The following is a 26,366-nucleotide window of genomic DNA, read 5'->3' as shown; positions in this document are numbered from 1 at the left end:
GGTATACTAAAAAAGTTAAGACTTACTTTGCCAAATATAAAGCGCCCTACGCACCAGTAACATTTGCCAACCGGAAAGTAGTTTTAATTTAGGCATTCATCCAAATAAAATCAGTAATACATCGAGGTTATGACTCAGCAAGTAATTCACCCTATGGTGAAATTGCAGCGTAACGTGCAATCACTCGTAGAATCGAATATTATCAAGCCCACCGATAGCATCTGGAAAATTGCCTTGCTATATGGCAATGACTGGCAGCATTGGAAACAGGAACTCGAAGACTTTGGCTTTAGTGTGCAAGATCCAGTTGCTGACCTATTAGCCGTAGAAAATTGGGACGACGACTAGGGATTAGGGACTGGGAAAAGCTAACCCATTATCAATCTCTTCATTTAGTTCCACATTCTCATTTACCTTGTGGCTGGGAACGGATAAAACGACCGTGACCATGAAGACTTTTTTCCATCCGGTCTTTTTAACTGACTAACTCAGTTTGATTGTTCTGCATTGCAGTAGCCTAAACTATGGGCAATAATGAAAGCACTTTTGGTTTTAGCTAATGAACCACGAGCTTTGTAAATTATGATTCAAGCCTTACCTAAAACCCAACTAGTAACCTTTGAGGATTTTATTCAATGGAAACCAGAAGGTAGGTTTTATGAACTGCATGATGGGGAAATTGTCGAGATGAATCCACCATTGGGAAAACACGAAAGAAGTACCGGGTTTTTAGTAACAAAACTCGTAGTAGAGTTTTACCGACTCAATCTTCCCTACTTTATTCCCAAACAGGCATTAGTTAAACCACCGACAAGCGAATCAGCTTATTCTCCAGATGTTTTGTTGATAGACCCTAGAAACTTAGTCAATGAACCCCTGTGGGAAAAAGAATCAACAGTTACTCAAGGTGATTCAGTCCCGTTACTCATCGAAGTGGTCAGTACTAATTGGCGAGTCGATTACTATAGAAAATATAGTGATTATGAGGAAATGGGAATTAAAGAATATTGGATAGTAGATTACCAGCCTTTTGGTGCTACTAAATTTGTGAGTGACCCCAAACAGCCTACCATATCAGTTTGTTCTCTAGTTGGGGATGAGTATCAAATGAACCCATTCAGAGGAGATGACTGGATAATTTCACCTGCTTTCCCAGAATTGAACTTAACTGCTAACCAGATTTTTCTAGCTGGTAGCGGAGATTAATGCCTTAGCCAGTTCTTTGGCACTTTGATAGCGATCGCGTGGTAGACTTTCCGTAACCCGCTCAATCACTTCTCTGAGTTGGGGCGTAATGGTAGGAACACTTCTGACATCAAAGCCAAAAGCCCTTCCTCTTTGACGATAAAACTTCAAAGGATTTTCCCCTGTGAGTAAAAAGATCATTGTTGGGCCAATAGCATATAAATCGGATTGTATGAGAGGTTGTCCTCGTTCTTGTTCAGGAGCGCAGTAACCTTCTGCACCAATTCTTGTCCCTGGTGCGGTGCCGGTTTCCTTGACAGCACCAAAATCTAACACTACAACACGATTATTAGCACTCCGCACCATCAAGTTAGCAGGTTTAATATCACGGTGAATTAGTGGCGGTTCTTGGCCATGGAGATACTCTAAAATATCACAAGTTTGCACCATCCAAGCGATCGCTTGATTGGGTGTAACAGGCCCAGTATTATATATACGTTTTTCTAAATCTTGTCCATGAATTAATTCCATAGCCAAGTATTTTTTGCCATTTTCCACAAAAAAATCGTAATACTTAGGAATTCCCGGATAATTAAGACATTTCAGCGCATTAGCTTCCCGTGCAAATAATTCCTGAGCTTTGGCAATTCTAGCCATATCAGCATTCATTTCCTTTAATACCAACAGTTGCGGTACACTCGTACTTAAACCTGTGGCATCCCAAGCCAAGTAAGTAGTACCCATACCTCCTTGTCCTAGAGTTCGTAAAACCTGATAATGGCGAATTTGCTGTTTAACTGAGAGCGGTTGGCCGCAGTGAACACAAAATAAATTAGCCGGAGAGTTACCTTCATGGGTACAAGCAGCACTGGTGTTTTGAATTTCCTTGTGCATTGGCTGCCAAGGTGAAGCAGTTGGTTCTGGTGTATCTTGAAGTTGGAATTTGAGTAGAGGACCTCCTTGTGCTAATTCCAGAAAAGAATCATCTGGCAGTGTACTTTTCGTTACTAGAGTACCATTAAGAAAAGTGCCATTTGTGCCTTGACTAATTACCTGCCAAGCATCACCCTTACTACCAGAACTAAATTGCTTAAGTTCGAGATGATACCTTGAAACCAAGCTATCATTTAAAACTACGTGATTATCCACCGCTCGACCAATGCGAATCACGGTGGAACCCTCAAAGCACCACTGCTTGAGTGGAGTTTTATCTTGCGTGTCTAATAGGGTCAGAGTAACCACAATACAACCTAAAAGTTAAGAAATTCACAATCATAAATTTTCTCAAAGAGTAAGCCACAAAATAAATGATCCTGTTTTGTCATGCTGAGTGTAGCAAAGCGAAACGAAGCATCTCGGAGGATTCTTCACTACACTTCGTTCCGTATGGCTAACGCCACACTTCGTGAACAGAATGACATTGGGCATTTCTTTTTGTGGAGTTCTCAAACGGAAAATTCATGATGGTTATGGAACAGAAATTGCTAACGAGTTAATTTATGGAAAACTTTGTTGATTAGGGCATACTTTTACCCGAATAAGTATACCTGTAATGTTGTCATGGCCATTGTGTTCGTTGGCTAAATCAATTAAGTCGTTTAGACCTAATTCCAGATTAACGCCAGAACTAAGTAGCGGTTCCAGGTGAGTCTGCCAATGACTTTCTAATAAATCATTATCTGATAAACCGTCCGAAACCAACAGTAGCAGCGTATCTTCACGAATCTCGAAAAAATCTACATGAGGATGGAGAAAATTTGTATCTCGTGGTCCCAAAGCTTGGGTGAGTTGGTAGGCATCTGGACGGGCATAAGCTATGGTAGATTCTACACCTTTGGCAATTTCCCGTTGACCAACTTCGTGATCTACAGTGAGTTGTTCTAGCCCGCGCTTACGAGTGACACGATAGAGCCGACTGTCTCCCACATGAGCAACTGCTAACTTAGTGTTTTGCATTAACAACATAACCAAGGTAGTACCCATGCGTCCAACACCAGAACGGGCATCTTGTTGATTGAGATTGTAAATCGTCTGATTAGCGAGAAAAACAGCTGATTGGATAGTTTCTGCCGTTGGTAGTTCCTCAGAAACCCAATTTTGTCGTAGATATTGTCGCACAGTCTTAACTGCCAACTCACTAGCCACTTCACCACTAGCGTGTCCCCCCATTCCATCACACAGAATATACATACCTCGTGCTTGCAAAATGCGACTTCTGGGTAATTCGAGTTTTTGCTGGCTGGTTTCAATGCCAAAATAGTCTTCGTTGTGATTGCGTTGACGACCTACATCAGTACGTCCTGTATTTTCTACACTCTTTAACTGCATGGACAGGATCATGGTTGGTGCGTCTTCGTTTTTATCAATATCCTCCCGATGATTATCTTGCAACATAGTTGGCGAAGTAGTATTATTTGTTGCGGTCGAACTAAAATCAGCTGGGGAAGGTGGTTCTAGCTCTATAGCTATGTCTTGTAAACGCGATCGCAATTCTTCCAAAGTTTCAATCTTACCGGCTTCTAAATCCTCCAAGATTTCCACAACCGAACCAAGTTGAGTGCGTTGAGACTCTTTACATATAGCGTGCCAAACCCGTCCCAAAGCCTTGATAGTTAAAGGCTCTTCCGCATCTGGTGACAAATTATCCCCAGTTGTTTCCAGATACAACCGTTGTAATCCCAGCGTTTGATCTTCATCCAGTCGCAGATTCGATAACTCCAACAAACTTTGGCGACAATTCACCCGTTCCAGTATCCCCCACAGTTGAATCATCTGATAACACCAGTGTAAAATCTGTAACGGATGGGTTTCCTGATCTTGCCAGGCATCTAGTAACAACTGCCAATGGGAACGGTCTTCAATCAAAACAACCTGAATATTATCTTGCTGCCAAGCATCGTGAATTAGTGGTATTCCTGGTAAACATTCAGGTTGTAACGTCACATAAGCTTGAGCCAAAGGAGGAATGCCAATGACACTCACCGAAGGTACAATCAACCCCTGTGGTTCATTATCTAGCACTGCCTCAATAGGTGATATTTGATAGGGTTGGCAATCTAAAACCCTGACTTTGACCTCAGTATTAGCAGCAATAACCTCTGGACTTGGCAACGGTTCCAATAATTGATAACGTTGCCCCCTGTCTAAAAATGAGCCTACCGCAAATTGTGGCTGAGAGTTTGTACTTCCCTGATGTTGTGTTAATTTCCCATCTTCAACTTCTGAAACTGCAACAGGTGTTTCTTGGGTAATAATTGCCCACCAAATTGTGCCACATTCAGCACCACAGTTTTGGCAGTACTGCATATCTAAAAGCACATCTGCACTACATTTATGACAAGTCCTGTGAATTAAGGACGTGCCACATTTTTGACAGAACTTATTGTCATTAGGGTTTTCAAATTTACAGTGAGGGCAAATCAGCATATTGGAAATTCCTTGATTTTCCTTCTAAGATGCTTCTAGCCACTAATATCCAAAGTGCCACAATTAACTGACCCTGAAGGCTGTGGATTCACCAGGGAATATTAGTGGCAGTATCAATTGTAATAGCCAACAGATATTCTCAGGAATAATTCTGGATTACCATCGTAGCTTTGCAAAGTGTTAAATCCGAGATTTTTTCAGGTCTTGTATTTCTGAGGGTGTGAGGTCGCGCCATTCACCTAGTTGTAGACCATTTAATTGTAGCTGGGCAATACTCACCCTGATCAATCGTAAAGTAGGAAACCCTACCGCAGCAGTCATACGTCGCACCTGACGGTTTTTCCCTTCGGTGAGAGTCATTTCTAGCCAAGCTGTAGGAATATTTTTTCTAAATCTAATCGGGGGGTTGCGCTCATTGACCGCAGGTTCTTCTAAAAATAGCTGAACTTGGGCAGGTCGAGTCCGATAATCTTGAATCTCTACCCCTGTGCATAACTTATTGATAGCCTCAGCATCAGGAATGCGTTCTACTTGTACCCAGTAAGTACGCTTATGTCCAAACTGCGGGTTAGAGAGACGATGCTGTAATTGTCCATCATTGGTTAACAATAGTAAACCTTCACTATCCCAATCTAAACGCCCCACAGCATAAACATCAAGAACATCAATATAGTCTTTCAGAGTAATGTGTTGGGGAGATTCCTGGGTAAATTGGCTTAGAACTCCATAGGGTTTATGAAAAATAATATACTTAAAGTCATTAGTCATTAGTGATTGGTCATTGGTCATTGGTCATTGGTCAAAACCTAATCTGCCATCATCAACTACAAATTACAACTTACGAATTACGAATTACGAATTATGCCAATTTCTAAAATGGGTCGCAGGTCTTTTTTATTTCTGGGGGGTGCTACCTTAGCTCAAGGACTCACACTGGCATTACCTACCACCGCCCAAACTGTACAAGTAAAGAAAAGCAAAGTCAACGGTATTCCCTTCTATCAAACTATTGTAGACCTAACTGACCCCAACACTTTCATAACCATTGGTTTGGCGAATAATGCAGCTTTGGCTAACACCATGCAAAAAGCCAGCGGTGATGAAGAGTTTAACAACATGGTTGCCCGTTCTCGTGCGACTGTCGTCGCTAATGGTACGTTTTTTGCTAAAAATGCCCAAAAAACAGTTATGGGTAATATGGTAGCAGGAGGCAAATTTCTCAAATACAGTCAGTGGGAAAACTTTGGTACTACCTTGGGTTTGGGTGTTGGGAATAAACCCGAAATGGTGACAGCACGAGTTGACGGAAAACCAGAATGGAATCAACATTGGTTTTCTATCACCTGTGGTCCTAGACTGTTGCGAAAAGGTCAAATTTGGCTGAACCCAGCGATTGAAGGTTTTAAAGATCCTGCGGTTTTAGGTACTGGTGCAAGGACAGCGATTGGTTTTTCTAAAGATGGTACAAAGCTGTTTTTGGTGAATTTTGAAGTTAATCTCAATTTACAGCAAGAAGCCCAAGCAATGAAAGCCATAGGCTGCTATGAAGCGATGAATTTAGATGGGGGAGCATCAAGAGCTTTAGCTGCAAATAGTAAAATTTTAGTTCCTGCCGGAAGGAAGCTAACAAATGTGATTGTGGTCTATGATGCTAATAATCCCGCACCAACTCATCTCAAACAGGCGTGGGAAAAATTTCAAAAAGGTGGCTCGACAGTATCCGGTTAAGGTGGAGTTTAATGGCTTATCTCATAACTAAACGGATTGTTTGGACCAAATTAGCTTGCGGGGTTTTTAGTATAGGTTTATTACCTGGACTAACTGCTTATCCTGTTTTAGGTGCAGAGCGATTAACCCTTTCTGCCGGTATTTTAGAAGAATCTATACCGATTGATTCACTGGAAAAATATGCCAAAACAGGCGAAATAGATGATGATTTAGCCGTATATGCTAAGTATGCCAACCAAACACAACTAACTCAACTGAGAAAAGTTTTAGTAACTTCTATCCCCTTGAATATAGTAAACATTTCGCAATTTCTTTATACATCAATTGGTGAGAGATTATTAGAAAGATTGGGAGAAGTTATTCAAACAGAATCTCGTTTATCAGGATTCTATGCAATTAGAGCAGCACTCATTTTAGCAGCCACAGAACCAAATAATTTGACGCTTTTAAATATATTACGCAAATTTCCCACAAGATCAATCTCAATTAATTTAGACCGGAGTTTAGAAATTGCAGCTACATTACAAGATTTAGTAAATAAAACCCAAAACGCAGTAGCACATATTAACGAAAAATCCCAACTTAAATCAACCACATCTAATCCAACTGCTGGACTTTTAGCAGATATCAAAAAACTAGGAAATTTCACATGGAAAAAGCAAACTATCACACTCAATGATCAATTTCGCAACCGCATTTTTCCTGCCGATATCTATTTACCCGATGTCTTAAATCCGCGTTCAATTATTGTCATCTCCCACGGACTTGGTTCTGATAGAAGTAGTTTTGCTTACCTGGCTGAACATCTTGCTCAATCAGGCTTTGTAGTTGCTGTTCCAGAGCATCCTGGTAGTAATTCAGAACAATTGCAAGCTCTATTAGCAGGAAAGTCACAGACAGTAACTAGCCCCAGAGAGTTTATTGACAGACCATTAGATGTGAAGTATTTGTTAGATGAACTAACTCGGTTATCTCAAAATAACCCAGCATTTCAAGGGCGTTTAAATTTACAACAAATAGGAGTTATCGGACAATCTTTTGGTGGCTATACAGCTTTAGCATTAGCAGGGGCAAAGATTAATTTTGAGCAATTAAAAAAAGATTGCCCAGATATAAAAAATTCACTAAATCTTTCCCTCTTACTTCAATGTTTGGCTATAAATCTACCAAATATAGAATATAATTTATTCGACCCACGAGTTAAGGCAGTAATTGCAATTGACCCTATTAATAGCAGTATTATGGGGTCAGCTAGTCTCAGCCAAATTAAAATTCCAGTGATGATTATATCTGGCAGTGCAGATACCATTGCTCCGGCTTTACCAGAACAAATTATACCCTTTACCTGGTTAACAACACCAAATAAGTATTTAGTGCTGATTAATGGTGGCACACACTTTTCTACTATTGCAGAATCACCGAATACAGTTGTGCCTCTTCCTATACAGGTAATTGGTTTATATCCCGAATTAGCACGTAGCTATGTCAAAGCTTTAAGTGTGCCTTTCTTGCAAACCTATGTCGCTGAACAGCAGAGTTACTTGCCCTACTTGAGTGCAGATTACGTTAATACTATTAGTCAGCAACCGCTACCATTGAGTTTAGTTAAATCTCTGACACTAGAGCAACTTCAAGAAGCATTTAAATAGTTCGTAATTCGTAATTCGTAATTCAAAAGAGCGATTCCTACAGAGCGCTGTACGCGATCGCACTGTAGTACCATAATATTCAACTAGATTATATGCGATCGGTCAAGATTGCGGTATTTATTGGCGTTTAACAGATCCTCCAGAAAAAGGCGCAGAAGCACCAGATTGGTTTTATGTAGCCAATGTACCACCGATGTTAAACGGTAAATTTCGCCGTTCTTATGTATTGTGGCAGGAATATATAGCACCTTTAATAGTTTTATAATTTGTTTCTGGTGATGGTTCAGAAGAACGAGATAAAACACCCATAACTGGTAAATTTTGGGTGTATGAACAAGCAATAATAGTACCGTTTTATAGCATTTATCACGAATTAAAGACTTTGGCTTATTACATCTTTACTCTCAAAACGAAGAAGTAATATTTAACTTATTCACAGGTGAAAAACGAGAAAACGCCAAATCCTTAATTAGAAACTATTGCAAACCAACTCATTTTGCTAACTTGCAAGCAATAGCTTAGTAAATAATAAATCTTCTTTGCGCTCTTACTCTGCGCCTCCGCGCCTCTGCGTGAAAAAAATATTTATCTAAATACAAGCAAGTACCCATAACTAAACGAAATTCCGAAACTAGAGCTTAACACCCATCCTCACAATTTATAACACCCCGCCCCCCAAATATAACCAAAATGCTACAATTCCATTCATGCTAGGGGTGCTTGGGAAAACAAGCTGAGATCAAACCCTTAACACCTGAGTCTGGGTAATACCAGCGGAGGGAAGCTGTTTATTTAAGGAATGTAATATGCGTACAGAATGGGTAGCCAAGCGACGTGGACAAGCTAACGTATCGCAAATGCACTACGCCCGTCAGGGTGTGATCACCGAAGAAATGCAATACGTAGCCAAGCGGGAAAACCTGCCTGCTGAACTTATCCGCGCAGAAGTGGCACGGGGACGGATGATTATCCCTGCGAATATTAATCACACTAACCTAGAACCGATGGCGATCGGTATCGCTTCTAAATGCAAAGTTAACGCTAATATCGGCGCTTCTCCCAACTCTTCCAACCTGCAAGAAGAAGTTGATAAACTTAACTTGGCAGTAAAATACGGTGCAGATACCGTGATGGACTTGTCCACAGGTGGCGGTAATTTAGATGAAATTCGTACCGCAATTATCAACGCTTCACCTGTTCCCATTGGGACAGTTCCAGTTTACCAAGCTTTAGAAAGCGTTCACGGCACAATTGAAAATCTCACTGCTGACGACTTTCTCCACATCATCGAAAAACACGCCCAGCAAGGGGTAGACTATCAAACCATCCACGCGGGAATTTTGATTGAACATCTACCTTTAGTCAGAAACCGGATTACAGGTATTGTTTCTCGTGGTGGCGGAATTTTGGCGCGGTGGATGTTGCATCACCACAAACAAAACCCCCTGTATACCCATTTCAACGACATCATTGAGATTTTCAAAAGATATGATGTTTCTTTCAGTTTAGGCGACTCCCTGCGCCCAGGATGTACCCATGATGCCTCAGATGAAGCCCAATTAGCGGAACTGAAAACCCTGGGAAATCTCACCCGCAAGGCTTGGGAACATGATGTCCAAGTGATGGTGGAAGGGCCTGGCCACGTTCCTATGGATCAAATTGAGTTCAATGTCCGCAAGCAAATGGAAGAGTGTTCGGAAGCACCTTTCTATGTTCTGGGTCCTTTGGTTACAGATATTGCTCCTGGTTATGATCATATTACATCAGCGATCGGGGCAGCAATGGCGGGTTGGTATGGGACAGCAATGTTGTGTTATGTGACTCCTAAAGAACATTTAGGTTTACCTAATGCTGAAGACGTGCGAAATGGTTTAATTGCTTATAAAATTGCGGCTCATGCGGCGGATATTGCTAGACATCGCCCAGGTGCTAGAGATAGAGATGATGAACTTTCTAAAGCTCGTTATAATTTCGACTGGAATCGTCAATTTGAGTTGTCTCTAGACCCAGAAAGAGCGAAGGAATATCACGACGAAACTTTACCAGCAGATATCTATAAAACGGCTGAGTTTTGTTCGATGTGTGGGCCTAAGTTCTGTCCAATGCAGACTAAGGTTGATGCTGATGCTTTGACTGAGTTGGAGAAGTTTTTGGCGAAAGAACCTGTAGCGCAAAGCTAACATAATTATCGTTAAATATCGTTACTGGGTTGAACCTGGTAACGATGTTATAGCGATTTTCATGAACCATATTTTTATATCTCACGCAAAGGCGCAAAGGCGCAAAGGAATAAAAAAGATAAAAACAAAAGTTTGGTACAAATACATAAAAAATATTGATGATAAGAAATGATCGGTGGGTAAGGATTTAGCATTGCTAAACCCCTACGAGAAATCTGGATTAGGATTTTCTTGAATTGGCATGAGATGTGTGATTATGGGAGTTAGAGAGTTATTTAAGATAAAGTAATTATTTACCGACTATTACTAATTTCCACAATCATTTCTCCTTGTCGTAATTGTTCCAAAGCATCAGGTAAAGTAATTGTCAAAAGTTGACGCAAATTGCGATTCGTCACATTTCCACAAGTTAACCAAAGAATTTGAGGAGGGATTCCTAACCGACAAACCAAATCAACGAAATCACTGTCTTTCGTCATGATGATGACATTAGCGATTTTTGCAGCTTCAAAAATTTCTATATCTTTAGCATCACGTAACCCAATATCTCTTAATGAAAATGCTTCTATAGCAAAAGTATCTGTTATCCAACTTGCCAATGTTGGGGGTAACTGTGCATCAATCTAAATCTTCATGCTGTTAACCGGACAAATTCAGTTCGTTGTGCAGCAAACACAAGACAAGCTTGGATATCTTCCGGTTCTAAATCGGGAAAGTCTTCTAAAATTTCGCTAACGCTGACATTTTCCGCTAACATTTCTAAAATGTCGCTCACTCTAATTCTCATTCCGCGAATGCAAGGACGACCCCCACATTGACCAGGTATTTGTGTAATACGAGTTAATAGTTCGTTTATTTAGTTAATAAGTGATAGGCATAAAGAGTATTGTAACATGATTTTTGATATAATCAAATGACTCGACAATCTCATGACCAATTTGCCAAAGAATATCTAGAGGAATTATTAACACCTCTAGGAACTATTAAAAAAAGCGAAAAAGTTAAAAGCGAAGTTCAAGAAATAGATGTTTGGTTTGAACCATTTTCTTCTCAAACTCAGGAAAATCTACCTTTAGGTTTATTAGGAAAGATGGCAAAAACTCAATGTTTATTTGAGCCTTTTCGCAACCCACCATCAGAAATAGAAATTCGCAGTTGTTTACTTAAATTATATGCTGTTCATGGCGATGTTGTCAGGAAAGCAAAATGTGAAAACAGAAACATTGCAGAATCAGATTTACCGATTTTATGGATTTTAACACCTACTTTTTCATCTCGGATGATTACGGGTTTAGGTGCAACTGAAATTGCAGAAGATTGGGTTCAAGGTGTTTATTTTCTGCCGAATATTTTGAAAACAGCAATAGTTGTTATTCATCAGTTACCAGAAAATGAGGATACGTTATGGTTGAGAGTTTTGGGAAAAGGAGGAACGCAAAAAAGAGCAGTGGAGGAGTTAACTGAGTTACCAGAAAATAACCCTTTTCGAGAGAATTTGTTAGAAATTTTAGCGGACTGGCGCAAGAATTTAGAATTGAGAGATAATTTAAGTAGGGAAGAAGAGGAAGTAATTATGAACTTATCACCAGCTTATTTACAACAAATAGAAGAATGGAAGCAAGAAGGAAAGTTAGAAGCAGAACTTTATTTGATAACTTCTCTTCTGGAAGGGCGTTTTGGTAGCAAAGATTGCTAAATTTCCTATTTCTGAACGCACTCAGTTACTTCTTTCTTTGGGTAATTTATCCCGTGAGGAATTGTTGCAAAGATTGGGGAATGAGGAAAGTTAGGATATAAGCTAATTAAATACATTCACGCAATAAAATGGTTTTCTTGATGCTCATTATTGACTAAGTAAGAGAAGTTTTTGGATAAATATCCTGTAGCGCAAGGTCAAGAATTTGCTATTATTACGTAATAGGGAGTAAAGATATTGTAATTTTTACCCCCTATATTTTTTGGATATTCATCATTAGAGATATTTAGCCAAGGAGAATTATATGCAAGAAAAGAGATCCCGCATATCTTATGAAAATATTTTTGCTGATATTGCAAAAAACCGTAAAGATCCCTGTGAAGTAATTCGTGAACTAGTATCTAATGCTTATGATGCTAATGCCTCTATAATACATATATATCCTTTGTTGCAGTACGAAGGATTTATATTCTTTGATAATGGAATTGGTTTGAGTGAAAGTGATTCAGAACAAATAAACGAAATCACTCCTTATGAATCTTTTTTCTCTATTGGTATATCCACTAAAGATTTTGGTAATGCTATAGGTTATAAATGCCAAGGAGCAAAGCTTTGTTTTGATTCAAACAGATTTGATATAATCACTCGCTGTAGGAATGAAAATTCTTGGAGATGGAAAAGTATTGATAATCCTAAAAAGAATTTAACTCCCCATTATCCTTTAGAATCAGAAAAAATATCAGAAATATGGAAAACTTTCAAACAAATATTTGTGCAACCAGATGAAAGAACAAAACTGGTTATTGATCAATTAAATGAAGATTTTTTTAGGACTAAATTTTTCACAGGAACTATGATCATTATTCAAGGTCTTAATGTAAAAGATTTTTCCTATTATTATGGTACAGATAAAGGTGATTTATCTTATATCAGAAATTATATAAGATTCAATACAAGACATGGAGACGTAAGGATATTGCGTCCTCAATATACTGGGTTTTCTCAAGCCGCAAGCAGAATCTTTGAAAAAGAACAAGGATATAAGGATGAATGCGAATTATATCTTTGGACTGTCACAGGTTCACTAATGTTAGGTTCGCTAGAACCTATTAATCCAGGCTATCCATATCTACATAAATGTCGTGAATATTTTAAATCTCCAGCACAACTATCAAGAATACTGAGTTTTAGAGGGGATTCTCGTTATGCAAAAAATATTCATGTAGATGGAAGAAATTACTGCCTAATTTTAGCAATTGATGGTAATCGTAAAGTTCTAGATGAGCATAAGGAACTGGATAGACAAGGTTCAAATGGAAAACGTTCTGGGATTCGTTTAGTAGATCATAGAGGGACATTGATATGCTCACAGGGCGTTAAAGTTTGTCAGTACGATCAAATCTATGAAAATAGTGAGATGAGCGATTATGAAGTCCTATCTGGAGATAATGGAAAACGTCATTATGTCTTTATAATCAATGGTAATTTTGATTTAGTGATGAATAGAAACTTTATCACTGAAGATGCACGAATATTAATTAATAGTAAAAAGTTTTTAGAACAGATAAAAATATTTTTTGAGGAAGTACGAAGTAAAGAGCCTGTTTTTGATCAGCTAATTAAAAAATTAAAAAATGAATATACTTCCCAGAAAAAAGAAATTGCAATTGAGCAGCTTGAAAACCGTAAGAATGGACTTCAAAATAGAGGTCGGTTTGTAATCAATGGGATAAGAAGTAAGATTGAACATGAAATTAAAATTGCAAAAATTGAACACCTGGTTAATAAAGTATTCGTAGAACCAGATCCTGGAGAAGAGCATTGGGTAGGAGCATTATATACCCTGCTGGCTCATCTCATTTCGCCGCAATCGCTATATGCTAATTTTTGGATACGCCCACTAACATTCTCTGGTGTTGGAATTGATACTATTGCAACTTGTGATGAGCAAAGACCTTTAGATCCAAAACGTCTCCGAACAGTTGAATATAAGTTCGATTTCCCCGAAGAATCTTTTAACCATCAGTTGATCTTAACAGACCAAATTATATGCTGGCAATTTGATCCATCGCTTCAGGTAGGTTCTCAAATCGAAGACTGCTCGGAATTCTTTGGAAAAATTTGTTATTCTGATGACCTTGGTGAGTTAGGATATGAAATCAGAAATATACAACATAAGTATGGTGAGCCATATTCTGGTGTTGTTAAAGTAATAAGTTTAAAAAAACTAATTGATGCTACTTTTGACTGTCAGTGGACACCAGCAATATCCGTCATAACTGAGGATAAACTTAATAAAAAAGGAGGTAAAAGAAAGTCAAGATAGACAATTTCTAATTGCTACTAAAGTGCGATCGCTTGAAGTGAGATTTTGAGAGAGCGATCGCTTGTAGGATGATTTTGGTGGTGCGATCGCTTCTAGTGAGATTTTGAGAGAGCGATCGCGAAGCGCACCGAAGGTATCGCTATTAGATAAAATAGAATAAGGTAGTTTTGACTCTGATATCCTTTAGAAACATCGAGCAGCAAAATATGACACTAACAGATTTACTCCCGTCAATTCGACAACTTTCCGCGCCAGAAAAACTCAAATTAATTCGCATCCTTGCAGAAGATTTGGACACCGCTGAAGATATTTCTCCATTAGAACCCTTCAAAACATATCACCTACCAACGCCTTATAATAACTTCGGGGCTGGAGAAATTCTCATGGAAGCACTAAATCAATCAGTTTCTAATGATTAAATTTTATGCGGTTTAAGTATTCAAAAAGCCACCCCAGCCAAAACGAATTTGATAGTTTACCAAGAGTTCCATTAGTTTTACGTCGAGGAGATCAAATAGTAGAAGCACTTGGTTTAGTAGATAGTGGTGCGACCATCAATGTTTTACCTTATGAAATAGGTCTTCAATTAGGTGGAGTATGGGATGAAAGCAAAGCCATTATCCAATTAGCAGGTAATATCAGTCAAGCAGCCATGCCATTTTTCGTAAATGCTGAAATAGGTGAATTTCCCTCAGTTAGATTGGCTTTTGCATGGGTGAGTAAACCAAATGCGCCCTTAATTTTGGGACAAACTAACTTTTTTATGGAATTTGATGTTTCTTTCTATCGTTCAAAACTTGAATTTGAGATTAAACCTAAATCCTAACTAAATCTTTCATGTAAGTTTGGGTGCGTTATTGGTAGCATCTCGTAGATAAGGCGATCGCTTATAGTGTGACTTTGGGGTGTGCGATCGCGAAGCGCACCGAAGGTATCGCTGTAGTGAAATTTTGGAAATGCGATCGCACCCTTCCCCACAGGAATCGCTATAAAATAGAATAAACGAGGTGAAAAGGGCTTGGCCACCGTGGATATAACTTCTCTTCAAAAGTTGGCACGGACGTTTGCAGTTTTGATTGAAGATTTATATGAAGTGGTAGAAAACCAGAGTATAGCAGGTTAATAACCTCTTCCTCTATTCCTAGTCACCAATCACCAGTCCGCAATCTAGTGCGATCGCTGACGGTATTAGGGACGGTGGCGCGATAAAATTCTAAAACAATAAATTGTGATAAAGGTCTAAATGGCAGAAACACTATTTTTTAACGCCCTGCGGGAAGCCATTGATGAAGAAATGGCACGCGATTCTAGCGTATTTGTTCTGGGTGAAGACGTAGGACAGTACGGTGGCTCCTATAAAGTTACCAAAGACCTATACGAAAAGTATGGTGAACTGCGAGTTTTAGATACCCCCATTGCCGAAAATAGCTTTACTGGTATAGCTGTAGGGGCAGCGATGACGGGGCTAAGACCTATCATTGAAGGCATGAACATGGGCTTTTTGCTCTTGGCTTTCAATCAAATCTCTAACAACGCCGGGATGTTGCGCTACACTTCCGGTGGTAATTTTAAAATCCCAATGGTGATTCGTGGTCCGGGTGGCGTGGGTAGACAGTTGGGTGCAGAACATTCTCAACGGCTGGAAGCTTATTTCCAAGCTGTTCCGGGGTTGAAAATTGTCGCTTGTTCCACACCATATAACGCCAAAGGACTACTCAAAGCGGCAATCCGCGATGATAACCCGGTGTTATTTTTTGAACACGTTTTGCTTTATAACTTAAAAGAAAATCTGCCAGAAACAGAATATGTACTACCACTGGATAAAGCAGAAGTAGTACGTCAAGGCAAAGACGTGACAATTCTTACCTATTCCCGGATGCGGTATCACGTCCTGCAAGCCCTAAAAACTCTTGAAAAAGAAGGATATGATCCAGAAGTTATTGACCTAATATCTCTCAAACCCTTAGATTTTGATACTATTGGTGCATCCGTCCGTAAGACTCACCGTGTAATTATCGTCGAAGAGTGCATGAGAACTGGGGGTATTGGTGCAGAATTAACCGCTTCTATTAATGACAGGTTATTTGATGAATTAGATGCACCTGTGTTAAGGCTTTCTTCCCAAGATATTCCCACACCATATAACGGCAATTTGGAGCGATTGACAATTATCCAACCAGAGCAAATCGTGGAAGCAGTCCAAAAAATGGTAGCCTTGCGAGTTTAGGTGACAGTTGACAGTTGACAGTTGACAGTTGACAGTGAAGAGAGAATAGGGCAAAAGGTAAAAGTTGATGATGATTCCCCTGACTCCTGAACTCCTGACTCCTGACTCCTGAACTCCTGAACTCCTACGAAAACTTCTACTCACAGCTGGCTAAAAGAACGCTATTATAGCCTTTGTCAGTTGTGAGTGATGGTATGCAAAGACAGCGATCGCTATTAGCGTTAATTATAGTTTTGGTAATCGCCGCAGTTGCGGTGATTGCTAATATTCCCGTACCCTTGGGACTGGACTTGCGGGGAGGCTCACAGCTTACAATTCAGGTGAAACCAACAGAAGATATCAAGGTAATCACCGACCGCGAATTGGAAGCCGTGAAGAAAGTTGTGGAAGGTCGGATTAACGGACTCGGCGTTTCCGAACCAATTATTCAAACTGTGGGTACAGATAAAATCTTAGTCCAACTGCCGGGGGTAAATGATCCAGAGCAAGCAGAAAGGGTACTAGGAGGTACAGCACAGTTAGAGTTCCGTATCCAAAAGCCGAATACAGAAACTCAACTATTTGCTCTGCAAGTATCACGAACAGAACAAAAAGCCAAGCAGGAAGAGTTGAGAACTTCCAAAGACCAAGCTGCAATTGCTAAAAATCAAGAACAGTTGCAGAATAACAATCAAGCGATCGCAGAATTATTTGAAAGCACCAAACCACCACTCACTGGTAAATACCTCAAGGATGCCTACGGTGAACCCACTCAACAAGGTAGCAATTGGAATGTTGCCATTCGCTTCGATCAAAAAGGTGGGGAACTATTTGCTGACTTGACCAAAGCATTGGCCGGAACAGGACGCGGCATCGGTATCTTTCTTGACAATGAACTGATTAGTTCTCCCTCAGTGGGAGTAGAATTTGCTGCTACTGGTATTACTGGCGGTTCTGCCGTAATTACAGGTCGCTTTCAAGCAGAAGAAGCCAACAATTTAGGTGTGCAATTACGTGGTGGTGCGTTACCCGTACCTGTAGAAATTGCCGAGAGACGAACAGTAGGGGCAACTTTGGGGAAAGATAGTATTCAAAGCAGCATTTACGCTGGTATCGGTGGTCTGATTTTAGTATTAATCTTTATGGTAGTGTACTATAGACTACCAGGAATTATTGCTGATTTTTCACTAGTGATTTACTCCCTTCTCACCTGGGCTACCTTTTGTTTGTTGGGTGTCACTCTCACACTACCAGGAATTGCCGGCTTTATTCTCAGTATCGGTATGGCTGTGGATGCTAATGTATTGATTTTTGAACGGACAAGGGAAGAATTACAAGCGGGTAAATCTTTATATCGTTCCGTAGAGTCTGGTTTTTACCGGGCATTTTCCAGCATTTTAGATAGTAATGTTACTACATGGATTGCTTGCGCTGCCCTATTTTGGTTAGGTTCCGGGTTGGTTAAAGGTTTTGCCTTAACCCTGGCTTTAGGGGTGGCTGTGAGTATGTTTACCGCAATTACCTGTAGTCGCACCTTGATGTTTTTGGCTATTTCCATTCCCTCCTTGCGGAAAACAGAATTTTACTCTCCCAATGTAGGAGCAGCAAATAAGGCAGAGGTTGCTAAATGAAACTAAGTATTAATAAATCGCGGAGTCTTTGGTGGACTATTTCCGCTGCTATCATTCTCAGTGGTATCATTTCAATGGTGATTTCTTGGCAAACACCAGGAATTAAAGCACCCCTACGTCCCAGTTTAGATTTTATTGGTGGGACAAGGTTACAGCTAGTCAGGGATTGTAGCCTACCTAATAACTGCGACCAACCCATAGATATCAACGCCGTTCGAGAAGTTGCTAAAGAACAGGGACTTGGAGATAGCAGTATTCAATTAGTCTCCGAAGATGGTAAAGATAATGGCATTACCATTCGTACAAAAAACTTAGAAACCGACCAGCGTACCAAGTTGCAAAACGCCTTAAGCGAAAAAATTGGTACTTTCGACCCGCAAAAAAATCAAATTGACTCAGTAGGCCCCACACTAGGACGAGAACTATTTACATCTGGAATCTTAGCTCTGGTAGTTTCCTTCGTGCTAATTACTGTCTACATGACCTTCCGCTTCCAGTTAGACTATGCCATTTTTGCGATCGTTGCCCTATTGCACGATATTTTAGTCACAGTGGGGGCGTTCTCAATTTTAGGCTTAGTTGCAGGTAAAGAAGTAGATAGCCTCTTCATCGTTGCCTTGCTAACTATTACAGGTTTCTCTGTTAACGATACGGTAGTAATTTATGACCGCATTCGGGAAACTCTCAAAATTAACCCAGAGAAACCAATTGCAGAAATTGTTGATGATGCTGTCAACCAAACTTTAACCAGGTCAATCAACACTACTTTAACAACGCTGTTGACATTAACCGCTATTTTCCTATTTGGTGGAGAAACGCTGCATAATTTTTCTTTGGCTCTAATTATCGGCTTTATTATGGGGGCATATTCAAGTATTTTTATTGCCAGTACACTTCTAACTTGGTGGCGAGAACGCACAGAAAAATCCACACTTTCAGCAATTGATACTTCTGTGAGTTCCCAGGATAGTTAGGTTAGAGATTAGTCCAAAATGGGATTAAAGCATCTTGTTGAATTTTGAATTGCTTTTCCCATATATTGTAATTTTATTGTCCTATGGCTCAACAGGAAGAACCACCAATTAATGACCCAAGCTTTGACAACTCTGATGCTTCTTTTATTCACCAAGTACAGAGGTTGCATCAGCTAACAGTATATGGCAGGTGGTTATTTGCTGGCTGTTTATGGCTTCTGATTGCGCCTGGTTGTTTGTGGGATTTACGTGCAGAAATTTCTTTGTGGCAACAATACTTTACCTGGTCAGCGGTGCGATATGGACTCTTTTTTCATCCATTAGCTACTCTAGGTTTAGCTTTTTGTATTGGAATGACTGTTTCTGTTTTAGTTTGGCAAAGTCGAAATATTTTGCTAGGACTACCGGAACTGGAAAAGCAACGTTTAGAAAAGCAGGTTTATAGAATACGTCAACAGGGTCCTAGTCATCCTTTGTGGAAGTGGGTTTGTAATTAATGAAGGGAGTTATTCCCTAGTTGACAATTTTCTAGACAAAACTATACACATATAGGCAGATATTTACAAGATTTTTAGGTGTAAACAAGAGTAAATTTGCTAAAAAATTAGTTATCTCTAAATAAAAGTAAAATCATAGTACATATCTACTAAAATGTACTATGGAATTGCTTACTGTTACAAATCACTCAATATAGAGCATTTAGAAAACAGGTGCTATGCCCAAACGCCTCCTAGTCGTCGAATCCCCTGGTAAAGTCAAAAAGCTGAGTCAAATTCTCGGCTCAGATTGGATTGTTCGCGCTAGTTGTGGACACATCCGCGAACTCAGCAATGAGGGGGATGATTCACTAGGATTCACAATGGAAGGCAATAGTGTCCGCTGCAACTATATCCCCCGTGACCAACGGGCAAAAGAAACCATTCAACAACTAAAAGCCGCTGTTAGGCAGGTTGATGAAGTCGTTTTAGCAACAGACCCAGACAGAGAGGGAGAAACCATTGCTTGGCATCTTAAAGAAACGTTAGGTTTGAGAGAACCAAAGCGAGTAGTATACACTGAGATTACAGCATCTGCGGTTCAGAATGCGATCGCACATCCGAGAAAACTTGACACCAACTTAATAGGTGCAGGATTATGTCGAGATTGTCTTGACAAGCTGGTAGGTTACAAAGGCAGTCCCCTAGTTTGGGCATTAAATAACGGCGCAAAAAGTGTAGGTAGAGTCCAAAGCGCCACATTACACCTGATTTGTCAGCGCGAAAGAGAAATTCAAGTTTTTGTCCCCCAAGATTATTGGAGTGTCTGGGTAGATTATCAAGAAGGATTCCGGGCTTTCTACAAAGAGACAGCCAATACTCCCACAGAAACACCAGAAGCAGAAACGGAAACTCACGATGATGCAGCCAGTAATAACCCAGAAAAACCAGAATCTAAACGTGTTCTCTCAGAAGCAGAAGCAACAAGATTAGTTGAGGAAGCAAAGCGTCATCCGCATCAAATTATTCACGTAGAAGGGAAACTTGTTAATCGTCAACCACCTCCACCATTTACCACCTCCACCCTGCAACAAGCAGCCGGTTCCAAGTTGAAATTTGCCCCCGACAAAACCATGCAAGTTGCCCAAAAGCTATATGAGGCAGGGTTAATTACATATATGCGTACAGATTCAGTGATGTTGAGTCCTGAGTTTTGTGCCAGTGCGCGTCAATGGTTAGAGCAAAATGACCCCCAGAATGTCCCCCAGCAAGTAGCCAAGCATCGCAGTAGTAAAACAGCGCAGGAAGCACATGAAGCTATTCGTCCTACAGATGTCTTTCGTCCTTCCGTCCAATTGCGTGAAGAACTCCCTACCGATGAGTTTAACTTGTATGTGATGATTTGGAAAAGAGCGATCGCTTCCCAATGTCGTCCTGCTCAACTCCGTAAAACTCTGGTCATTACTCAGTCAGGTAATCTTTTATGGCAAGCTAGAGGGCAGGTAATTGAATTCTACGGTTATGCAAAGTATTGGCCGAATCTTAGCAAAGATGCGGTTTTACCTTTATTGCAACAGGGACAGGCACTCACCTTAGAAAATGCCGGACATGACCAAAAACAGACCCAACCACCACCAAGGTACAGTGAGCCAAAACTGGTGCAACTGATGGAACGCAAAGGAATTGGTCGTCCTAGTACATACGCCCCTACAGTTGTTACTTTAAAGAAACGCAATTATGTGGAGTTGAAAAAAGATAATCTTCAACCTACAGTTTTGGGGTTAGAAGTTGATGAGTTTTTACAAAAGGCTTTACCAGATTTATTAGAAGCGGAATTTACTGCCAAAATGGAGGATGCACTAGATGCAATCTCTGAAGGAAAAAACTCTTGGCAACATTATTTGACTAGTTGGAATCAAAATTATTTTGTCCCGGCGCTTTCCAAAGCTAAAACTGTGGTTGTTAATTCATCAACTACAGCTAAAACGAATAATTTAATTGAGCGCAAATATGAAACTTCTAAAACTCGTTGTTCTGATTGTAAAAACTTTTTAGCTAAAATTCCTAGCAGCAAAGTTAAAAAGAAATACTTTCTCAAATGTGTGAGTGGGTGTGAAAACATTGTTTTGTTTTGGAGCGATTTTAACAAAACTTGGGAAGCACCCAAAACTAAAACATCTGAAACTGAAAATACTCCCAAGCCTTCAGCAAAGTTAACTTCATATCCCTGTCCGGTATGTAAAAAACCTTTGGAGGAATACAGCTATATTAAGGATGGGCAGAGTAAAACTATGCTGCGGTGTTCTGGTCAGGAGTCTTGGAAGGATAAGAAACATAAGGATGTGGCTTATTTTCATACGGCTAAAGGGTGGTGGAGTCCTAAATTTGGCAATTTAAAAATTGATTAATTGTTTTATATAGCCAGTAATTTGAACTTTTGCTCCCATCAGGTTATTCCAATCACACAGTTCTTGATTTATAGCAACGGACAAGGCGGTTAGGACATCAACCAATGCTATAACCTAGATACTAAAGGACTTTTCACACGTATCTTTTAGACTCATTCCCGGTGCCGATGTGTGACAATATCCGCATTTTTAATATCAAGTTAATTGAGTCAGAGCAGTATAGAGCGGAGCCGGAGACGCTCCGCCTCCGGGTTACATTGCATCGAAGAAAAGATACTTCTATGGCGTGCGAGTTCAATTATTAACAACTAAAACCGGAATTCCTGTGGAATTTGTGTTTTTACCTGGTAGTGCCAATGATGTCCGCGATGCTCAATGCCTTACCCTTAAATCTGCCACCTCGTAGTGAAGTTTATGGTGATTCAGCCTTTAAATGGCGATGCCTGCGGCGGGATTAGCGAACTGCTTGCAGCAGCGCTTCGCTATCGCTTGTGCCAGTTGCGTAAGTCCTGAATGATTTTTTCTTCTTGTGAGAAATCCGGGTAAACCACTAACACATGATATTACCCAAGGTTCAAATCCTGTCATAATGGTGAGTCAGTGAATATATCTAAAAAATCTAGTTAAATTTTATTATCCCTACTTAAACCCAATTATGACAACCAAAACCTATTAATTGATTTGCGCCTCTAGCCAAGATGACAAATCAGCTAAACTGTTAAAATCTAACAGTGCTTCACTCAAATCTTCCAAAACCGGTAAAGCTAAACCAGAAATTGAGGAGCGCATTTCCTCCGACAATTTTCCAAACCGCTTAGTCAATTGTCGGGAAATTGCATTAGCCATAACTTCTCGTCCCTCTTCTCGGCCTTCTTCTCGTCCCTCTTCCTTGATTTCTCGGTAAACTCTTGTTTCCTTTAGTGTGATACCTAACATAGACTCTACCTCTATACGGCTTAGTTGTTCAAACCTGTACACCATAATCGTCGTAATCATCTCTATTATGACGCGACTTGCTGGAGATGATACTTCTTGACTGGTTCTGGTTAACAAATATCTTGCTGCTTCTGGTGCTTGTTCTTCTTCAACTGTAGTGAGTACCATCAGTGCTACCCATAAAGGTAATTGATGAATATCCCCCAATTCATCTAAATACACTCGATGCACTTGGTTTCCATTGAGTAGTGTGCGATGAGGATGAATATCGCTTTGTTCAATGCTGCGAGATGGGTAAATGATCACAGCTTGCCAGTCACTAAATCTAGCACGGTTGCGGTAGAAATAAAGTGAAGATTCAGCAAATACTCTTTCGTAAAGCTGTTCATCTTTTTGGAATTGTACCTCACAGAAATAGACAACTCCTGCACCTTCATTTTCTGGTGGGAGAAATACCCCATCAATTTCAAATTTAGGTTCTTTGACAGCTACCGAATCAAATCTATAAGCATCTGCATTTGTCGGAGGATTTGTCAAGAATTCAAATAGTAAAGAGGGAGATTGTTGAAACAGTTTATAAAAAATAGAGTCCCGACGCATGAAGGATTGTACTTAATTTATTTTTTAAACCAGCAATACATTTAAATCATATATTAGATCGGGAGTATCCCAATTTTTGAAAAATACCTGGTGATTAAAAAAACCATTATGACAACCAAAACTACCTTCAACTCGTGGGTAACTTGTCCCCAACCCAACCCCCAAGCCAAATTACGTTTATTCTGCTTACCCTACGCAGGAGGTAATGCAATGGTATTTCGTACCTGGGCTAATGATTTACCCCCAACTATTGAAGTGTGTCCTCTAGAACTTCCTGGAAGAGGACGACAAATGAACTTACCTCCCTACACAAAAATGCAACCTTTGGTGAGGGAAATAGCCCAAAATCTCATTCCCTATCTAGATAAACCTTTTGCTTTTTTTGGTCACAGTATGGGTGGACTCGTCAGCTTTGAATTAACTCGTTTACTACGCTCAGATTATAATTTAACTCCATCGCATCTATTTATCTCTGCTCGTAATGCTCCACAAGTTCCTCCGACAAAAAGACCGATTTATAACTTACCAGATGCAGAGTTTTGGCAAGAAATTCTTAATTTTAATGGTACTCCTGATGATATCGTAGACAATCCAGATATAATCCAAATTTTTCTGCCGATTCTCAGGGCTGATTTTACTGTTTTAGATACCTATATTTACAAATATCAACCACCTTTTGATTTTCCTATTAGTGTTTTTGGTGGTTTGCAAGATCCAGAGTTTACTGATTATGAGCTAGAAGCGTGGCGTGAACAAACTACTGCTCCTTTTTTATTACAAATGATTGATGGTAATCACTTTTTTATTAGCTCGAATCAAAAAGTTTTACTTAAAAGTATATCTCAACAGTTAGAGTAAAAATATTGTGTATACAATCCATGATTACACCTCAGATAGATTCTGAATCCTTACATTTTTGCTATGATTGTTAAGGTACTTAATAACCTATGGCTGGGATAAAGGTAGAGATATTTACAATTATTCTGACATGAAATTTATTCTGTTTTCAATATTGAAATTGTAACGAATTATCAAAAAAACGCGCAGGTACGGCTATTGCGATTCCCATATCTATAAAACCGAACCCACTGAATTTAGATCCTAGTGTTATTGTTTATTTAGGAAGCTAAAGATTAAGCTTCAGGCAAAGAAAGATTTAAAAAATATTACTGTTGTTTGCCATCTGTGAAGCTTGAAATTAAGCCTCCACAAACCAAATAGAGGATTGTCTAGGAGATAGATATGGCACTAATTCGTTGGGACCCACTCCGGGAAATTGAACGCTTAGAACCATTCCGTGAACTCGATCGCTGGGACCCTCTCCGCGAAATGGATACTCTACAACGTCGTATGAATCGTTTGTTTGAAAGAATTATACCAACTGATGGGGGTGAAAGAGGAGGAATCACTTTTATTCCTTCTGCTGAACTTGAAGAAACTGATGATGCTTTTAAATTGAGACTAGAATTACCTGGTCTGGAAGCGAAAGATGTAAATGTGGAAGTAACTCCTGAAGCTGTTTCTATTACTGGGGAAAGAAAATCGGAAACTACAACAGAAAGAGAAGGTTACACTCGTTCTGAATTCCGTTATGGCAAATTCCAACGGGTCATACCATTGCCTTCCCTTGTCCAACATGAACAAGTACAGGCTGAATATAAAGATGGTATTCTACGGTTGAATTTGCCTAAAGCAGAACCAGAAAAGCAAAAAGCTTTCAAAGTTAATCTCGGTTAATTTGTAACTAATTTCTAATTTTCTCGTTCCCATACTCTGTATGGGAATGGATTCGAGAAGACTCTGCCCTTAATGATAGCAGAGGTAGAGCCTTTGTGATAACATTCCCAGTCGGAGATTAGGAACGAGATATAGCTGAATGCTGAACTAAAAAAGTAAACTTCTACTGAAGCCCAAGGGGAAGATATGGCAAAAGTAGTAGGAATTGATTTGGGAACTACAAACTCTTGTGTTGCTGTCATGGAAGGAGGGCAACCATTAGTCATTGCTAATACTGAGGGACAACGCATCACTCCTTCAGTTGTCGCTTACACGAAAACTGGGGAACGCTTGGTTGGTCAAATTGCTAGACGACAAGCGGTAATGAACCCAGAAAACACATTTTATTCTGTTAAACGCTTCATTGGGCGCAAATATGAAGAGATTACCCATGAAGCCACAGAAGTTACTTATAGAACTCTGCGCGATCGCAACGGTAATGTCAAACTCAACTGTCCGGCTGCGGGTAAAGAGTTTGCACCTGAAGAAATTTCTGCCCAAGTATTGAGAAAGTTGGTTGATGATGCTAGTAAATATTTAGGAGAACAAGTCACTCAAGCAGTGATTACTGTTCCTGCCTATTTCAACGACTCTCAACGGCAAGCTACTAAAGATGCGGGTAAAATTGCTGGTTTAGATGTTCTCCGCATTATCAATGAACCCACAGCAGCAGCCCTGGCCTATGGTTTGGATAAGAAGCAGAATGAAACTATCTTAGTGTTTGACCTTGGTGGTGGGACATTTGACGTTTCTATTTTGGAAGTTGGGGATGGTGTTTTTGAAGTCAAATCAACCAGTGGGGATACCCATTTAGGTGGTGATGACTTTGATAAAAAGATTGTAGATTGGTTAGCTCATGAGTTTCAAAGCAATGAAGGCATTGATTTACGTAAAGATAAGCAAGCTTTACAAAGACTGACTGAAGCGGCAGAGAAGGCAAAAATTGAGCTTTCTAGTACCACTCAAACTAATATCAATTTGCCCTTTATTACTGCCACTCAAACGGGGCCAAAGCATTTAGATATGACATTAACGCGGGTTCAATTTGAGGAGATGACTGCTGATCTTCTTGACCGTTGTCGTCAACCCGTCCAACAAGCGCTGCAAGATGCAAAACTCAGCAATGCTCAACTTGACGAAATTGTCTTAGTTGGTGGTTCGACTCGCAT

Annotated in this window: 23 protein-coding genes, 3 pseudogenes and 1 riboswitch; of the genes and pseudogenes, 19 read left to right on the top strand and 7 right to left on the bottom strand. The window is 39.9% G+C overall.

Translation table 11 applies throughout. From position 1 onward, the window contains the following. Positions 1-129: 129 nt before the first annotated feature. Together ACSQ6I_RS15830 and ACSQ6I_RS15825 are read left to right on the top strand one after the other, a co-directional pair. Positions 130-348, top strand: coding sequence for a DUF4327 family protein (locus tag ACSQ6I_RS15830; RefSeq protein WP_438891262.1), 219 nt, complete (start codon positions 130-132; stop codon positions 346-348). A 234-nt stretch (positions 349-582) separates the two neighbouring features. Next, positions 583-1,206, top strand: a complete 624-nt coding sequence (locus ACSQ6I_RS15825) for a Uma2 family endonuclease (RefSeq protein WP_438891261.1) — start codon at positions 583-585, stop codon at positions 1,204-1,206. Here the strand turns inward: ACSQ6I_RS15825 and ACSQ6I_RS15820 are convergent. The 3 genes from ACSQ6I_RS15820 to ACSQ6I_RS15810 form a co-directional block, all read right to left on the bottom strand. Continuing rightward, positions 1,186-2,427 (bottom strand): protein kinase domain-containing protein, encoded by a 1,242-nt coding sequence (locus tag ACSQ6I_RS15820; RefSeq protein ID WP_438891260.1) that lies wholly within the window; start codon positions 2,425-2,427, stop codon positions 1,186-1,188. The two genes, ACSQ6I_RS15825 and ACSQ6I_RS15820, sit on opposite strands and share 21 nt — an antisense overlap. Before the next feature lie 255 nt (positions 2,428-2,682). After that, positions 2,683-4,611 (bottom strand): serine/threonine phosphatase, encoded by a 1,929-nt coding sequence (locus ACSQ6I_RS15815; protein WP_438891259.1) that lies wholly within the window; start codon positions 4,609-4,611, stop codon positions 2,683-2,685. A 180-nt stretch (positions 4,612-4,791) separates the two neighbouring features. Then, on the bottom strand, positions 4,792-5,379 hold the full coding sequence (locus ACSQ6I_RS15810; protein WP_438891325.1) for an rRNA large subunit pseudouridine synthase E: 588 nt from the start codon (positions 5,377-5,379) through the stop codon (positions 4,792-4,794). A 93-nt stretch (positions 5,380-5,472) separates the two neighbouring features. On the opposite strand from ACSQ6I_RS15810, the gene ACSQ6I_RS15805 reads away from it, so the two are divergent. The 4 genes and pseudogenes from ACSQ6I_RS15805 to thiC all read left to right on the top strand — a co-directional run bounded on the left by ACSQ6I_RS15805 (position 5,473) and on the right by thiC (position 10,168). After that, entirely contained in the window at positions 5,473-6,339 is an 867-nt protein-coding gene (locus ACSQ6I_RS15805) for a phosphodiester glycosidase family protein (RefSeq protein ID WP_438891258.1), read from the top strand. Positions 6,340-6,350: 11 nt separating this feature from the next. Beyond that, the gene (locus ACSQ6I_RS15800; RefSeq protein ID WP_438891257.1) at positions 6,351-7,988 is read left to right on the top strand and encodes an alpha/beta hydrolase; all 1,638 of its coding nucleotides are present in this window, start codon (positions 6,351-6,353) and stop codon (positions 7,986-7,988) included. 91 nt (positions 7,989-8,079) lie between these two features. Continuing rightward, a pseudogene (locus ACSQ6I_RS15795) lies at positions 8,080-8,367 on the top strand (Uma2 family endonuclease); the annotation flags it as partial. 323 nt (positions 8,368-8,690) lie between these two features. After that, positions 8,691-8,787, top strand: a riboswitch (TPP riboswitch). 7 nt (positions 8,788-8,794) lie between these two features. Beyond that, positions 8,795-10,168 carry a phosphomethylpyrimidine synthase gene (thiC, locus tag ACSQ6I_RS15790; RefSeq protein WP_438891256.1) on the top strand — a complete coding sequence of 458 codons (1,374 nt, stop codon included), beginning with the start codon at positions 8,795-8,797 and terminating at the stop codon, positions 10,166-10,168. 293 nt (positions 10,169-10,461) lie between these two features. On the opposite strand, the gene ACSQ6I_RS15785 is transcribed toward thiC, so the two are convergent. Then, the gene (locus ACSQ6I_RS15785) at positions 10,462-10,791 is read right to left on the bottom strand and encodes a DUF5615 family PIN-like protein (RefSeq protein ID WP_438891324.1); all 330 of its coding nucleotides are present in this window, start codon (positions 10,789-10,791) and stop codon (positions 10,462-10,464) included. An 8-nt stretch (positions 10,792-10,799) separates the two neighbouring features. Continuing rightward, a complete protein-coding gene (locus ACSQ6I_RS15780) occupies positions 10,800-11,024 on the bottom strand; it encodes a DUF433 domain-containing protein (protein WP_438891323.1) in 225 nt (74 codons plus the stop codon). Between the two features lie 57 nt (positions 11,025-11,081). Here ACSQ6I_RS15780 and ACSQ6I_RS15775 point away from each other — a divergent pair. From ACSQ6I_RS15775 to ACSQ6I_RS15760, 4 genes and pseudogenes are all read left to right on the top strand, one after another. After that, positions 11,082-11,958: pseudogene (locus tag ACSQ6I_RS15775) on the top strand (hypothetical protein). A gap of 210 nt (positions 11,959-12,168) precedes the next feature. Beyond that, positions 12,169-14,190: a hypothetical protein gene (locus ACSQ6I_RS15770; RefSeq protein WP_438891255.1), complete on the top strand. Its 2,022-nt coding sequence runs from the start codon at positions 12,169-12,171 to the stop codon at positions 14,188-14,190. 206 nt (positions 14,191-14,396) lie between these two features. After that, positions 14,397-14,609: a hypothetical protein gene (locus ACSQ6I_RS15765; RefSeq protein ID WP_438891254.1), complete on the top strand. Its 213-nt coding sequence runs from the start codon at positions 14,397-14,399 to the stop codon at positions 14,607-14,609. A gap of 5 nt (positions 14,610-14,614) precedes the next feature. Continuing rightward, complete coding sequence (locus tag ACSQ6I_RS15760) at positions 14,615-15,016, top strand: hypothetical protein (protein WP_438891253.1); 402 nt, start codon at positions 14,615-14,617, stop codon at positions 15,014-15,016. On the opposite strand, the gene ACSQ6I_RS15755 is transcribed toward ACSQ6I_RS15760, so the two are convergent. Then, the gene (locus tag ACSQ6I_RS15755) at positions 15,013-15,216 is read right to left on the bottom strand and encodes a hypothetical protein (RefSeq protein ID WP_438891252.1); all 204 of its coding nucleotides are present in this window, start codon (positions 15,214-15,216) and stop codon (positions 15,013-15,015) included. The genes ACSQ6I_RS15760 and ACSQ6I_RS15755 overlap by 4 nt on opposite strands. 217 nt (positions 15,217-15,433) lie before the next feature. On the opposite strand from ACSQ6I_RS15755, the gene ACSQ6I_RS15750 reads away from it, so the two are divergent. From ACSQ6I_RS15750 to ACSQ6I_RS15725, 6 genes and pseudogenes are all read left to right on the top strand, one after another. Next, complete coding sequence (locus ACSQ6I_RS15750) at positions 15,434-16,417, top strand: alpha-ketoacid dehydrogenase subunit beta (protein ID WP_438891251.1); 984 nt, start codon at positions 15,434-15,436, stop codon at positions 16,415-16,417. Positions 16,418-16,611: 194 nt separating this feature from the next. Then, positions 16,612-18,027: a protein translocase subunit SecD gene (gene secD / locus ACSQ6I_RS15745; protein WP_438891322.1), complete on the top strand. Its 1,416-nt coding sequence runs from the start codon at positions 16,612-16,614 to the stop codon at positions 18,025-18,027. After that, positions 18,024-19,001 carry a protein translocase subunit SecF gene (secF, locus tag ACSQ6I_RS15740; protein WP_438891250.1) on the top strand — a complete coding sequence of 326 codons (978 nt, stop codon included), beginning with the start codon at positions 18,024-18,026 and terminating at the stop codon, positions 18,999-19,001. The genes secD and secF overlap by 4 nt, the downstream gene beginning before the upstream one ends. An 83-nt stretch (positions 19,002-19,084) precedes the next feature. Beyond that, complete coding sequence (locus ACSQ6I_RS15735) at positions 19,085-19,498, top strand: hypothetical protein (protein WP_438891249.1); 414 nt, start codon at positions 19,085-19,087, stop codon at positions 19,496-19,498. 218 nt (positions 19,499-19,716) lie between these two features. Further along, positions 19,717-21,885, top strand: coding sequence for a type I DNA topoisomerase (gene topA / locus ACSQ6I_RS15730; RefSeq protein ID WP_438891248.1), 2,169 nt, complete (start codon positions 19,717-19,719; stop codon positions 21,883-21,885). Positions 21,886-22,025: 140 nt separating this feature from the next. Further along, a pseudogene (locus ACSQ6I_RS15725) lies at positions 22,026-22,316 on the top strand (IS982 family transposase); the annotation flags it as partial. Between the two features lie 241 nt (positions 22,317-22,557). On the opposite strand, the gene ACSQ6I_RS15720 reads toward ACSQ6I_RS15725, so the two are convergent. Then, the gene (locus ACSQ6I_RS15720) at positions 22,558-23,421 is read right to left on the bottom strand and encodes an Rpn family recombination-promoting nuclease/putative transposase (RefSeq protein WP_438891247.1); all 864 of its coding nucleotides are present in this window, start codon (positions 23,419-23,421) and stop codon (positions 22,558-22,560) included. Between the two features lie 108 nt (positions 23,422-23,529). Between ACSQ6I_RS15720 and ACSQ6I_RS15715 the strand changes: the two genes are divergently transcribed. The 3 genes from ACSQ6I_RS15715 to ACSQ6I_RS15705 all read left to right on the top strand — a co-directional run. Then, positions 23,530-24,279: a thioesterase II family protein gene (locus ACSQ6I_RS15715; protein ID WP_438891246.1), complete on the top strand. Its 750-nt coding sequence runs from the start codon at positions 23,530-23,532 to the stop codon at positions 24,277-24,279. A gap of 384 nt (positions 24,280-24,663) precedes the next feature. Further along, entirely contained in the window at positions 24,664-25,158 is a 495-nt protein-coding gene (locus ACSQ6I_RS15710) for an Hsp20/alpha crystallin family protein (protein ID WP_438891245.1), read from the top strand. 186 nt (positions 25,159-25,344) lie between these two features. Next, positions 25,345-26,366, top strand: a 1,022-nt coding sequence (locus ACSQ6I_RS15705; RefSeq protein WP_438891244.1) for an Hsp70 family protein, incomplete at its 3' end; no start/stop codon positions are given.

It is taken from the genome of Anabaena sp. WFMT (assembly GCF_051781005.1).
In the GTDB taxonomy this organism is placed as follows: Bacteria; Cyanobacteriota; Cyanobacteriia; order Cyanobacteriales; family Nostocaceae; genus Anabaena.
The sequence above is the reverse complement of the archived record's forward strand: the minus strand, read 5'-3'. Positions and strand labels throughout refer to the sequence as shown.

What these genes read in the sequence shown, in the direction of transcription:
- ACSQ6I_RS15825 (WP_438891261.1), top strand. Translation starts at nt 583, where the DNA reads ATGATTCAAGCCTTACCTAAAACCCAACTAGTAACCTTTGAGGATTTT.
- ACSQ6I_RS15715 (WP_438891246.1), top strand. Translation starts at nt 23,530, where the DNA reads ATGACAACCAAAACTACCTTCAACTCGTGGGTAACTTGTCCCCAACCC.
- ACSQ6I_RS15750 (WP_438891251.1), top strand. Translation starts at nt 15,434, where the DNA reads ATGGCAGAAACACTATTTTTTAACGCCCTGCGGGAAGCCATTGATGAA.
- ACSQ6I_RS15810 (WP_438891325.1), bottom strand. Translation starts at nt 5,379, where the DNA reads ATGACTAATGACTTTAAGTATATTATTTTTCATAAACCCTATGGAGTT.
- ACSQ6I_RS15720 (WP_438891247.1), bottom strand. Translation starts at nt 23,421, where the DNA reads ATGCGTCGGGACTCTATTTTTTATAAACTGTTTCAACAATCTCCCTCT.
- ACSQ6I_RS15815 (WP_438891259.1), bottom strand. Translation starts at nt 4,611, where the DNA reads ATGCTGATTTGCCCTCACTGTAAATTTGAAAACCCTAATGACAATAAG.
- ACSQ6I_RS15830 (WP_438891262.1), top strand. Translation starts at nt 130, where the DNA reads ATGACTCAGCAAGTAATTCACCCTATGGTGAAATTGCAGCGTAACGTG.
- ACSQ6I_RS15805 (WP_438891258.1), top strand. Translation starts at nt 5,473, where the DNA reads ATGCCAATTTCTAAAATGGGTCGCAGGTCTTTTTTATTTCTGGGGGGT.
- ACSQ6I_RS15770 (WP_438891255.1), top strand. Translation starts at nt 12,169, where the DNA reads ATGCAAGAAAAGAGATCCCGCATATCTTATGAAAATATTTTTGCTGAT.
- secF (WP_438891250.1), top strand. Translation starts at nt 18,024, where the DNA reads ATGAAACTAAGTATTAATAAATCGCGGAGTCTTTGGTGGACTATTTCC.
- ACSQ6I_RS15710 (WP_438891245.1), top strand. Translation starts at nt 24,664, where the DNA reads ATGGCACTAATTCGTTGGGACCCACTCCGGGAAATTGAACGCTTAGAA.
- secD (WP_438891322.1), top strand. Translation starts at nt 16,612, where the DNA reads ATGCAAAGACAGCGATCGCTATTAGCGTTAATTATAGTTTTGGTAATC.
- ACSQ6I_RS15735 (WP_438891249.1), top strand. Translation starts at nt 19,085, where the DNA reads ATGGCTCAACAGGAAGAACCACCAATTAATGACCCAAGCTTTGACAAC.
- thiC (WP_438891256.1), top strand. Translation starts at nt 8,795, where the DNA reads ATGCGTACAGAATGGGTAGCCAAGCGACGTGGACAAGCTAACGTATCG.
- ACSQ6I_RS15765 (WP_438891254.1), top strand. Translation starts at nt 14,397, where the DNA reads ATGACACTAACAGATTTACTCCCGTCAATTCGACAACTTTCCGCGCCA.
- ACSQ6I_RS15760 (WP_438891253.1), top strand. Translation starts at nt 14,615, where the DNA reads ATGCGGTTTAAGTATTCAAAAAGCCACCCCAGCCAAAACGAATTTGAT.
- ACSQ6I_RS15800 (WP_438891257.1), top strand. Translation starts at nt 6,351, where the DNA reads ATGGCTTATCTCATAACTAAACGGATTGTTTGGACCAAATTAGCTTGC.
- topA (WP_438891248.1), top strand. Translation starts at nt 19,717, where the DNA reads ATGCCCAAACGCCTCCTAGTCGTCGAATCCCCTGGTAAAGTCAAAAAG.